9 protein-coding genes are annotated in these 10425 nt (G+C 71.4%); 5 read left to right on the forward strand and 4 right to left on the reverse strand.

Annotated features, from left to right (window positions below; translation table 11 throughout):
- Entirely contained in the window at window positions 1-2817 is a 2817-nt protein-coding gene (locus ABZ904_RS28320) for an NHLP bacteriocin export ABC transporter permease/ATPase subunit (protein ID WP_360993611.1), read from the forward strand.
- A gap of 4 nt (window positions 2818-2821) precedes the next feature.
- On the opposite strand, the gene ABZ904_RS28325 is transcribed toward ABZ904_RS28320, so the two are convergent.
- Both ABZ904_RS28325 and ABZ904_RS28330 read right to left on the reverse strand, forming a co-directional pair.
- Complete coding sequence (locus ABZ904_RS28325; protein WP_359406533.1) at window positions 2822-3352, reverse strand: SRPBCC family protein; 531 nt, start codon at window positions 3350-3352, stop codon at window positions 2822-2824.
- 5 nt (window positions 3353-3357) lie between these two features.
- Window positions 3358-3699, reverse strand: a complete 342-nt coding sequence (locus ABZ904_RS28330) for a metalloregulator ArsR/SmtB family transcription factor (protein WP_359406536.1) — start codon at window positions 3697-3699, stop codon at window positions 3358-3360.
- Between the two features lie 200 nt (window positions 3700-3899).
- Here ABZ904_RS28330 and ABZ904_RS28335 point away from each other — a divergent pair, with 200 nt between their 5' ends.
- On the forward strand, window positions 3900-5396 hold the full coding sequence (locus tag ABZ904_RS28335) for an MFS transporter (protein WP_361826205.1): 1497 nt from the start codon (window positions 3900-3902) through the stop codon (window positions 5394-5396).
- 48 nt (window positions 5397-5444) lie between these two features.
- On the opposite strand, the gene ABZ904_RS28340 is transcribed toward ABZ904_RS28335, so the two are convergent.
- On the reverse strand, window positions 5445-6995 hold the full coding sequence (locus ABZ904_RS28340; RefSeq protein WP_360993623.1) for a phosphatase PAP2 family protein: 1551 nt from the start codon (window positions 6993-6995) through the stop codon (window positions 5445-5447).
- Between the two features lie 176 nt (window positions 6996-7171).
- The gene (locus tag ABZ904_RS28345) at window positions 7172-7654 is read right to left on the reverse strand and encodes a VOC family protein (RefSeq protein WP_359406545.1); all 483 of its coding nucleotides are present in this window, start codon (window positions 7652-7654) and stop codon (window positions 7172-7174) included.
- A gap of 122 nt (window positions 7655-7776) precedes the next feature.
- On the opposite strand from ABZ904_RS28345, the gene ABZ904_RS28350 reads away from it, so the two are divergent.
- The 3 genes from ABZ904_RS28350 to ABZ904_RS28360 all read left to right on the forward strand — a co-directional run bounded on the left by ABZ904_RS28350 (window position 7777) and on the right by ABZ904_RS28360 (window position 10343).
- Window positions 7777-8979 carry an epoxide hydrolase family protein gene (locus ABZ904_RS28350; protein ID WP_361826209.1) on the forward strand — a complete coding sequence of 401 codons (1203 nt, stop codon included), beginning with the start codon at window positions 7777-7779 and terminating at the stop codon, window positions 8977-8979.
- Window positions 8980-9091: 112 nt separating this feature from the next.
- On the forward strand, window positions 9092-9739 hold the full coding sequence (locus ABZ904_RS28355; protein ID WP_359406551.1) for an ATP-dependent Clp protease proteolytic subunit: 648 nt from the start codon (window positions 9092-9094) through the stop codon (window positions 9737-9739).
- A gap of 1 nt (window position 9740) precedes the next feature.
- Complete coding sequence (locus ABZ904_RS28360) at window positions 9741-10343, forward strand: ATP-dependent Clp protease proteolytic subunit (protein ID WP_361826212.1); 603 nt, start codon at window positions 9741-9743, stop codon at window positions 10341-10343.
- Window positions 10344-10425: the final 82 nt, after the last annotated feature.

Consider the following 10425-nt stretch of genomic DNA (forward strand, 5'->3'; position numbering starts at 1 on the left):
ATGACGACGGTTCACGAGGGCGACCTCGTCCTCAATGCCCTCGGCCAGATGGGGGCCCAGGTCGACTGCGCCGGCCTCGGCCGGCTCGACCTGGAGGGGCCACAGGTGCTGTGGCTGGTCGCCTCCGGTGCGCTGGACCTGTTCGCGGTGGACTCCGTCGTGCAGGGCCACTGGCACCACATCGGCCGTCTGGAAGCCGGCGCCCTGCTGCTCGGCCCGGTCCCCGGTCCCCAGCACACCCTGGTCGCCCGCCCGGTGCGCGACTGTGTGGTGCGCCGTATCCAGCTGCGCGAGCTCTACCAGCAGGTCGACACCCAGACGTGGTCGTACGACGAGTACGGCAACCCGCAGTACGTGCCACCGACGACGAGCCCGCTGGAGTACGCCCTCGCTCTGGGCGTCGGCCGCGGCCTGTCGATCCTCTTCCAGGCGCCGATGGCCAACGACCGGCCCGCCGACATCACCGACGACGACGTGTTCTGGATGCAGGTGCCGCCGGGCAGCGTCCAGTACGGCTCCCTGTACGGGGCGGAGGCAGCGGCCGACCTGCTGATGGACCCCGCGATCTGGCAGAGCATGGTCGACCAGCAGTACCGCCTGCTCACCACGCTCGACCGGTGGATCGAGCAGTTGGAGCGCAGCCACGAGACCCGTACGGCGGCGGGTATCAAGGCGGGTGAGGCGGTGCGTGCCCAGGCGGACCAGACGCTGCTCGCCTCGATCGGCAAACCGTCGGCGAAGCGCACGACGACGGCGGACGCCGACGCCACGTACGCGGCCTGCAAGGTGGTGGCGCGTGCCGCGGGGATCACCCTCGCCGAGCCCGCGCAGAGCGGTACGGAGAGCGACCGTTTGGATCCGGTCGAGCGCATCGCGCTCGCTTCCCGTGTCCGCACCCGGGCCGTCCGGCTCGACGGACCCTGGTGGCATGATGACGTGGGCCCCCTGGTGGGCCACCGGGCTCTGTCGGGCGCGCCCGTGGCGCTGCTGTGGCGGCGCGGCGGCTATGCCGCCGTCCAGCCGTCGTCGGGGCGGGAGACACCGATCGAGAAGGCGAACGCCGCCGAGTTCGAGCCCCGTGCCGTGATGTTCTACCGTCCGCTGCCCGACCGGCGGCTCGGCCCGTTCGGGCTGCTGCGGTTCAGTATGCGGGGCACGGGCGGCGATCTGTGGGGCCTTGTGCTCAGCGGTCTGGTGACCGTCGTCATCGGCGCGCTGGTGCCCATCGCCACCGGCAAAGTGCTCGGCGAGTTCGTGCCGAAGGCCGAGGAGGGGCTGATCGTCCAGGTCTGCCTCGCGATCATGGTCACCGGCGTGGTGGCGGCGGCGTTCATGCTGCTGGAGAACCTGACCATCCTGCGCCTGGAGGGGCGGATCGAGGCGACGCTCCAGCCCGCCGTCTGGGACCGGCTGCTGCGGCTGCCGACGAAGTTCTTCGCCGAGCGGTCCACCGGCGAGCTGGCCAGCGCGGCGATGGGCATCAGCGCCATCCGCCGACTGCTCGCGGGCGTCGCCCCGGTGGTCGCCCAGTCGGTGACGGTCGGCGTGGTGAACCTCGCGCTGCTGCTCTGGTACAGCGTGCCCATGGCGCTGGCGGCGATCGGCATGCTCGTCGTCATCGCCGCCGTGTTCCTGGGACTGGGGCTGTGGCAGGTGCGCTGGCAGCGGCGGCTGGTGCGGCTCACCAACAAGCTGAACAACCAGGCGTTCCAGACCCTGCGGGGCCTGCCCAAGCTGCGGGTGGCGGCGGCCGAGAACTACGCGTACGCCGCCTGGGCGCGGGAGTTCGCCCGCAGCCGGGAGCTGCAGCAGCGGGTGGGCCGGATCAAGAACCTGACGACGGTCATGGGAGCGGTGTATCTGCCGCTGTGCTCACTGCTGCTGTTCATGCTCCTCGCCGGCCCGGCCAGGGGCACGCTGTCCGCCGCCGCCTTCCTCACCTTCAACACCTCCGTGACCATGCTGCTCACCTCGGTCACCCAGCTGACCGGCGCGTTCGTCTCGGGGGTGGCGGCGCTGCCGCTGTTCGAGGAGATCAAGCCGGTGCTGGACGCGACGCCCGAGGTGCGCACGGCGAGCACCCGCCCGGGTGTGCTGACCGGCGGCATCGAGGCGCGCAGGCTCTCGTTCCGGTACTCCGACGACGGCCCACTGGTCCTCGACGACGTCTCCTTCGACGTGCGGCCGGGCGAGTTCGTGGCGATCGTCGGCCCGAGCGGCTGCGGAAAGTCCACCCTGCTGCGGCTGCTGATCGGCTTCGACAAGCCGGTGTCGGGCAGCGTCCTGTACGACGGCCAGGACCTCACGGCACTCGACCAGTCCGCGGTGCGCCGGCAGTGCGGGGTGGTGCTGCAGCACGCTCAGCCGTTCTCGGGGTCGATCCTGGACGTCATCTGCGGCACCGAACCGTTCACGCCCGAGGAGGCGATGGCGGCGGCCGAGATGGCGGGCCTCGCCGAGGACATCAAGCGGATGCCGATGGGACTGCACACCATCGTCCAGGGCAGCGGCGCGATCTCCGGCGGTCAGCGTCAGCGCCTGATGATCGCGCAGGCCCTGATCCGGCGGCCGCGCATCCTCTTCTTCGACGAGGCGACGAGCGCGCTGGACAACGAGACCCAGCGGAAGGTCATCGAGTCCACGCGCGCCCTGAACGCCACCCGCATCGTGATCGCCCACCGTCTGTCCACCGTGCTGGACGCGGACCGCGTCATCGTGATGGAGGACGGCAAGGTCGCCCAGCAGGGCTCGCCGGCCCAGCTCCTCGCGGACACGTCCGGACGGCTGCACGAGCTGGTCCGGCGTCAGATGGCGTGAGCGGTCAGTCGTCCGCGCCGGGGACGGGCGCGCCCGAGGGGATCCCGGCCTTGATGTAGCCCTCGTAGTACTCCTTCCAGGGTGCGCTCATCCCGGCGTGCGGGCCCTCGAACCGTTCACCGCGGGCCTTGGCGTCCAGGGCCGAGAGGCACACCTCCCAGCCCGCGACGTTGCGGGCCGCTGTGTTCCGGGCGCCGAGGACGTTGGTCAGCGTGAAGCGGGTGCGTTCGCCGTCCAGTTCCTCGAGGTCGAAGTGCAGCTCGTCGCCGCCCCACTCGAAGGAGAGGTGCCGCGGCGCCTCCACGGCCAGGACCGTACCGGTCGACTCGGGCATGTTGGGGTCGCCGCTGAACCGGACGGTCCCGCCCGGGCGCAGGTCGAACTCGGCGCGGGAGGGGAACCACTGGGCAAGTTCGTCGGGGTCGGTGACGAACCGCCAGACCCGTGCGGCCGGGTGGTCGTAGACGCGGGTGAAACGGACGGCGGGGCGGCCGTCGTCGAGGGAGACGTAGGTGCCGGTGAGTTCGGCGGCCATGGGGATCAGTCCTCCGGGAAGGGTTCGTCGGTGCCGTCCGATGTCTCGTCCAGGCGCCGGCCCAGCGCGTCCAGGCTCGTGTTCCAGAGTGTGCGGTAGGGGGCGAGCCAGGCGTCGAGTGCGGCGATGGGGGCCGGGTCGAGCGCGTACACCCGGCGCTGCGCGTCCTGTCGCACGCGCACCAGGCCCGCCTCGCGCAGCACCTTCAGATGCTTCGACGTGCTCGGCTGGCTGAGACCGCACGCCTCGACGATCTCACCGACGGGCCGCGGGTGCTCCAGAAGGAGCGCGACGATGGCCCGCCGATGGGGGTCGGCGAGGGCGGTCCACAAAGAGGCATCGGACACCGAGCCAATATGCCTCGCTGGTTATATTCCTGTCAAGGAATGTTCGATCGCCCCCCTGAACATCGGCGCCGAGTACGACGTGATCCAGCCCACCCCCCTATCGAAACGTTGTCGTTTCGAGAGAGCCCGCCTAAGCTATGTGTACGAAACGGTTTCGTTTAGACCGCTGACCCGAACGACTTTCCCTGGAGTGGTTCTCGATGTCCCAGATGGTGAAGGACGGCGCCCGCGCAGGCGCCGTGGAGGCGCCGCCGGCGGCCTCGCCGAAGCGGTGGTGGATCCTCGCGGTCATCGCGATCGCCCAGCTGATGGTGGTGCTCGACGCCACCATCGTGAACATCGCCCTGCCGTCCGCCCAGGCGGACCTGGGCTTCTCCGACGCCAACCGGCAGTGGATCGTCACCGCCTACGCTCTGGCGTTCGCCTCCTTGCTGCTGCTCGGCGGACGGATCGCGGACCTGTTCGGACGCAAGCCCGCGTTCCTCGTCGGCGTCGTCGGATTCGCCGCGGCCTCCGCGCTGGGCGGGGCCGCCACCGGCTTCGGCATGCTGGTCACCGCCCGCGCCCTGCAGGGCGTCTTCGGCGCGCTGCTCGCCCCGGCCGCGCTCTCGCTGCTGAACACGACGTTCACGGACGCCCGTGAACGCGCGAGGGCCTTCAGCGTGTACGGCGCGATCGCCGGCGCAGGCGGTGCCGTAGGGCTGCTGCTCGGCGGCGTACTGACCGACGGGCTCGACTGGCGCTGGACGCTGTACGTGAACGTGGCCATCGCCGTGGTCGCCTTCGCGGGTGGCTGGATCCTGCTCGGCAACCACCGCGACGCCGCGAACTCCAAGCTCGACGTACCCGGCACGCTCCTGGTCGCCGGCGGTCTCTTCTCCGTGGTCTACGGCTTCTCCAACGCCGAGACACACCACTGGGGCTCCCCGCTGACCTGGAGCTTCCTGACCGCCGGCGGTCTGCTGCTCGTGGCCTTCGCCTGGTGGCAGACCCGGGCGCCGCACCCGCTCCTCCCGCTGCGCGTCCTGCTCGACCGCGACCGCGCGGCCTCGTTCCTCGCGGTGCTGATCACCGGCGCGGGCATGTTCGGCGTCTTCCTCTTCCTCACCTACTACCTGCAGCTGAACCTGGGGTTCAGCCCGACGAAGACCGGCGTGGCGTTCCTGCCGATGGTCGGGGCGCTGATGGTGGCGGCACAGCTGGGCACCACGGTGCTGCTGCCGCGGATCGGCCCGAAGGCCGTCATCCCGCTGGGCTTCGCCGTCGCCACGGCCGGCATGGCCTGGCTGACCGGCATCGGGCTCGGCTCGCACTATGCGACCGCGGTGCTGCCGCAGTTGATCCTGATCGGTGTGGGCCTGGGTCTGGTGATGCCGCCCGCCATGCAGCTGGCCACCGGCGGAGTCGCGGCCGAGGACGCGGGTGTCGCCTCCGCGTCGGTCAACGCGATGCAGCAGGTGGGCGGTTCGATCGGCACGGCGCTGCTGAACACCCTGGCCGCCAGCGCCGCGACCGACTACCTCGCCGGCAAGAACCCGACCGACAAGCTGGTCCGTGCCCAGGCGACCATCGAGAGCTACACCACGGCCTTCTGGTGGTCGGCGGACCTGTTCGCCGCGGGCGCCCTGGTCGCGTTCCTGCTCTACCGCCCCGGCAGGCAGCCGGGGCCCGAGAACGCCACCGTCATCCACATGTGAGGTCCACACAGGCCGAGGGGCCGCCGTCCGCAGGGAGACGGCGGCCCCTCATCTGTTCTGGTAGCGGGCCGCGGCGGCGGCGAGTCGTGCCTGCTGGAGGATCTCGTTGCCCGGTTCGGCGGGCCGGTAGACGACGAGCGCGCGGTGCCGCTTCTCCAGCCGCAGGTCACCGGTGGCACGGACCAGCTCCCCGTCGTACGCGAAAGTGTCCGCGCCCCTGAGGTCCTCCACCTGGGCCCAGGCCACCCGTTCGACGCAGTAGACCGGCGAGCGGCCGAGGGCACCGACGATCGCGGAGAGGACCACTCGGGTACGGGCCAGGCGGTGGCCGCCGTCGATCAGCCGCAGATCGAGCAGTCCGTCGTCCAGGCACGGCCGGAACGCGGGCGCGAAACCGTCCGGGACGTAGCGGCAGTTGCCGGCGAACAGCAGCCACAGCCGTCTGGGACGGCCGTTGAGCCGCAGTTCGACGGGGGTCGCGGTGCGCAGCACCCGCATGAGCGCCAGGGCCGAGGCGGCCCACTTGCCCCAGCGGCGCTCGAGGCGCTCGCGCATCCGCACCAGATCGGCGTACAGGCCGATGCTGAAGGTGTTCAGGAACTCGACGGACTCCGTGCCGGGGGCCTGGACCGACCGTGGGGCGGCCACCGCGATGTCCACGGCGACCGCGTCACCGCGGGCGACCGCGGCCGCGGTGTCCTCCGGGTGGGGCACGCCGACGTCGAGGGCGAAGTGGTTGAAGGTGCCGCCCGGAAACACCGCGAGCGGCAGCCCGTTGCCGGCGGCGGCACGCGCGGCCGCGTTGACGGTGCCGTCCCCGCCGTACACGCCGAGCGCACCGCTCCGTTCGACCGCGCGGCGCACCGCCCGGTCGAGCAGTTCGGCGAAGTCGTCGTCCGGGCCGCATTCGACGAGTTCGGCTCGAGGCAGCAGCTCGGTGAGGAGGACGGCGGGCGGCAGCGCGGGGGCCGCTGCCCCGGCTCCGGAGCCGCTGTTGACGAACACGACGAGCCCGTCGCCGTCGGGCAGGGCCGGTGCCGGGGCCGGCGGCCGCTCCCGCTCAGGATTCACCTGGCGCGGCGGCCACCAGCGGCAGGTGAGCAGCGCGGCGCCGACGCCGATCGCCGCCCCGGCCAGGACGTCCCCCGGGTAGTGCACGCCCACGTAGACCCGTGAGAAGGCCACGGCCGCGCCGAGGGGGGCGACCAGCGCGCCGTACCGGGTGGACTCGAGGGCGACCCCCGTCACGAACGCCGCGGCCGAGGCCGCGTGGCCGGAGGGGAAGGAAGTGGTCCACGGCTGACGGGTGAGGTGACGCACCGGCGGTACGGGGTCGAGCAGGGGGCGGGGACGCCGGGCGCTCCACTTGACGACAGTGTTGACGGTGAGCGAGGCGATGGCGAGGGAGCCGATCCCCCGCAGGGCGGCGCGCCGGGCACTACGGCCACCGAGCGCCGCGAGCCCGGTCGCCGCGCCCATCCACAGCCGGCCGTGGTCGGCGAGGTGGCTGAGCCTGGTGAGCGCCGGATCGGCGCCGGGCACCCGGGCGGTGGCGACGCGGGTGAACAGCCGTCGGTCCAACTCGCCGAGGATGCGCATGCTCCAGGGCTACCCGGACGGGACCGTGCGGGCATCCCAGGTGCCGCCAAGCGGTGACCGGACTGCTCCGGGCGGACGAGCCACACGTCCGGGCGCCTCCGGGGCCTCCACCGGCCCCGGGAGGCCCTGCGGCCGGCGCACCCCGTCCCGGGTGGGCCGGCCGCCACGCGCCACCGCTACTCCCCCGCGTAGGCCTTCGTCAGGGCGGCGATGTCGAGCTTGCCCATCGAGAGCATCGCCCGCGTCGTACGGGCCGCCTTCTCGTGGTCCGGGTCGCCGATCATGTCGATCAGCCCGTCGGGGATGACCTGCCAGGACACCCCGTACTTGTCCTTGAGCCAGCCGCAGGGGCCGGGCTCGCCGCCGCCCTCGACGAGCTTGTTCCAGTAGTGGTCGACCTCCTCCTGGTCGGCGCAGTGGATCTGGAAGGAGATCGCCTCGTTGAAGGTGAACTGCGGGCCGCCGTTCAGCGCCACGAACTTCTGGCCGTTGGCCACGAAGTCGACGGCGATCACCGAGCCGGCGGGGCCCGGACCGGCCTCGGTGTAACGGCCGATCCGGCCGATGCTGGAGTTCTTGAAGATCGCGACGTAGTAGTGCGCCGCCTCCTCGGCCTGGCCGTCGAACCAGAGACATGTGGTGAAACCTTCGGTGGGCATGGGCACCTCCTGGAGCGTGGAACGCGGTCACCTCTTTCGACCGATCCTCGCCCCGGAACTCATCGGCCGGACGGCGATTTATTGCGTGGGGCGCCGACAGCACCCGAACTAGCATCCCCACCATGACGACGTCATCGCCCGCCGACGGCATCCGGCCCTTCCGTCTGGCCATCCCCCAGAGCGACCTCGACGACCTGCACGACCGTCTCGACCGCACCCGCTGGCCCGACGAACTGCCGGGCGTGGGATGGGCGTACGGGGTCCCGCGCGACTATCTGCAAGAACTCGTCCGGTACTGGCGCCACAACTACGACTGGCGGGCCGCCGAGGCGCAGCTGAACGAGTGGCCCCAGTTCACCACGGAGATCGACGGGGCACATGTCCACTTCGCCCACATCCGGTCCCCGGAGCCGGACGCCACCCCCTTGGTCGTCACCCACGGCTGGCCGGGCTCGTTCGTCGAGTTCCTGGACATCGTGGGGCCGCTGACCGACCCGGCCGCCCACGGCGGGGACCCGGCGGACGCGTTCCACGTCGTGCTGCCGTCCATCCCCGGGTTCGGACTCTCCGGGCCCACCCGGGACACCGGCTGGGAGGCGCGCCGTATCGCCGACGCCTGGACCGTGCTGATGGACCGGCTCGGCTACCCACGGTTCGGCGTGCAGGGCGGGGACTGGGGCGCGGCGATCTCCCGCGAACTGGGCCGCGTCCACCCGGACCGGGTGATCGGCGTCCATCTGAACCTCCTGCCGGGGGCGCAGCAGTCCACCGAGCCGACCGCCGAGGAGCTGTCCGCGCTGGGCCCCGAGGAGCGCGAGCGCACGCTCGCGTCCTGGCACCGCTGGTCGGAGTGGCAGCGCGAAGAAGCGGGCTACGCGAACGTGCACTCCACCCGGCCGCAGACGCTCGCGTATGCGCTCACCGACTCGCCCGTGGGACAACTCGCCTGGATCGCCGAGAAGTTCAAGGCGTGGACGGACTGCGCCGAGCTGCCCGAGGAAGCCGTCGACCGGGACCGGATGCTCACCGACGTGATGCTGTACTGGTTGACCGGCACCGCCGGTTCCGCGTCCCGGATCTACTACGAGCGGGCCCATGCCTCGGGCCGGGGCGCCGCGCCCGCCGAACCCTCCACCGCCCCGACCGCGCTCGCCGTCTTCCCGGCCGAACCGCAGGTCCCGCTACGGCACAAGGCCGAGCGGACGGAGAACATCGTGCGCTGGACGGAGTACGACCGCGGTGGGCACTTCGCCGCGATGGAGGAGCCCGATCTGCTGGTGGACGACGTCCGGGCCTTCTTCCGGCAACTGCGCGAGAAGGGCTGAGCCCGCGCTCTGCCCGTGGCGAATCTGCGGCGGGCAGAGAAATCTCCTCTGGCCGTCACCGGCGGCCGACAGTGGAGTCGACGGCGTACCCGCGTCACGACAAGGAGACCCGATGACTCCACTGCTCCGACTCACCAGGCCCTCGCCCCGCGCGGAGGAGGGCGAGACCTCGACCAGCCGCTTCGACGACCATCTCGCCGCACAGTTGCTCGCCCAGCGGATCGTCATCCTGGGCACGCAGGTCGACGAGGTGTCGGCCAACCGGGTGTGCGCGCAGCTGCTCCTGCTGTCGGCCGAGGACCCGCGCAGCGACATCAGCCTGTACATCAACAGCCCGGGCGGGTCGGTCACCGACGGTCTCGCGATCTACGACACCATGCGGCTGATCCCCAACGACGTGTCGACGCTTGCGATGGGCTTCGCGGCCAGCATGGGCCAGTTCCTCCTCACGGTGGGAGCGCCCGGCAAGCGGTTCGCGCTGCCGAACGCGCGGATCATGATGCACCAGCCGTCGGCCGGCATCGGCGGTACCACCGCCGACATCGAGATCCAGGCGGAGAACCTGGAGTACACCAAGAAAGCCATCGAGCGGATCACCGCCGAGCACACCGGGCAGAGCCAGGAGACCATCGCGCGGGACGGCGACCGGGACCGCTGGTTCACCGCGGAACAGGCCAGGGAGTACGGGATGGTGGACCGGGTCGTCGAGTCGCTCGCCGACGTGCGCCCGGCATCCTCCCGCCGACGGATGGGGTTGTGACATGGGGTCGTACACGGTTCCGTACGTCGTCGAGCGCACCGCGCAGGGCGAGCGGTCGTACGACGTCTTCAGCCGGCTGCTCTCCGAGCGGATCATCTTCCTCGGTACCGAGATCGACGACGGCGTCGCGAACGTCGTCATCGCCCAGCTCCTGCACCTGGAGTCGGCGAACCCGGAACACGAGATCTCGATCTACATCAACTCCCCGGGAGGATCGTTCACTTCCCTGATGGCCATCTACGACACGATGACGTTCGTGCAGGCGCCGATCTCCACGTTCTGCGTCGGGCAGGCCGCTTCCACGGCGGCGGTGCTGCTGGCCGGCGGAGACCCCGGGCGGCGGTTCGTGCTCCAGCACGCCCGGGTGCTGGTCGGCCAGCCTGCCAGCGGCGGCCGGCAGGGCACGGTCTCGGACCTGAGCCTCCAGGCCAAGGAGATGGTCCGCATCCGCGCCCAGGTGGAGGAGGTGCTCTCCCGGCACACCGGTCACGAAGTGGCGGCCCTGCGGGCCGGCATGGACCGCGAGAAGGTCTTCACCGCCGAGGAGGCCGTCGCGTACGGGCTCGCGGACGAGGTGCTGAGCCGGCGTCTCGCGCTCGTCTGACCCCGGCGGGCCGGGTGCCGGTCAGGCGGCGAGGCACAGACCGTCGTAGTGCGCCGTCGGCGATGTGCGGCCCCGGCCGGCC

Origin of the sequence: Streptomyces sp. NPDC046900, assembly GCF_040644975.1 — a bacterium.
In the GTDB taxonomy this organism is placed as follows: Bacteria; Actinomycetota; Actinomycetes; order Streptomycetales; family Streptomycetaceae; genus Streptomyces.

Bases quoted from the DNA above. Each gene is read 5' to 3' on its own strand.
- ABZ904_RS28320 (WP_360993611.1), top strand. From the start codon at position 1: ATGACGACGGTTCACGAGGGCGACCTCGTCCTCAATGCCCTCGGCCAG.
- ABZ904_RS28325 (WP_359406533.1), bottom strand. From the start codon at position 3,352: ATGGCCGCCGAACTCACCGGCACCTACGTCTCCCTCGACGACGGCCGC.
- ABZ904_RS28335 (WP_361826205.1), top strand. From the start codon at position 3,900: ATGTCCCAGATGGTGAAGGACGGCGCCCGCGCAGGCGCCGTGGAGGCG.
- ABZ904_RS28340 (WP_360993623.1), bottom strand. From the start codon at position 6,995: ATGCGCATCCTCGGCGAGTTGGACCGACGGCTGTTCACCCGCGTCGCC.
- ABZ904_RS28345 (WP_359406545.1), bottom strand. From the start codon at position 7,654: ATGCCCACCGAAGGTTTCACCACATGTCTCTGGTTCGACGGCCAGGCC.
- ABZ904_RS28350 (WP_361826209.1), top strand. From the start codon at position 7,777: ATGACGACGTCATCGCCCGCCGACGGCATCCGGCCCTTCCGTCTGGCC.
- ABZ904_RS28355 (WP_359406551.1), top strand. From the start codon at position 9,092: ATGACTCCACTGCTCCGACTCACCAGGCCCTCGCCCCGCGCGGAGGAG.
- ABZ904_RS28360 (WP_361826212.1), top strand. From the start codon at position 9,741: ATGGGGTCGTACACGGTTCCGTACGTCGTCGAGCGCACCGCGCAGGGC.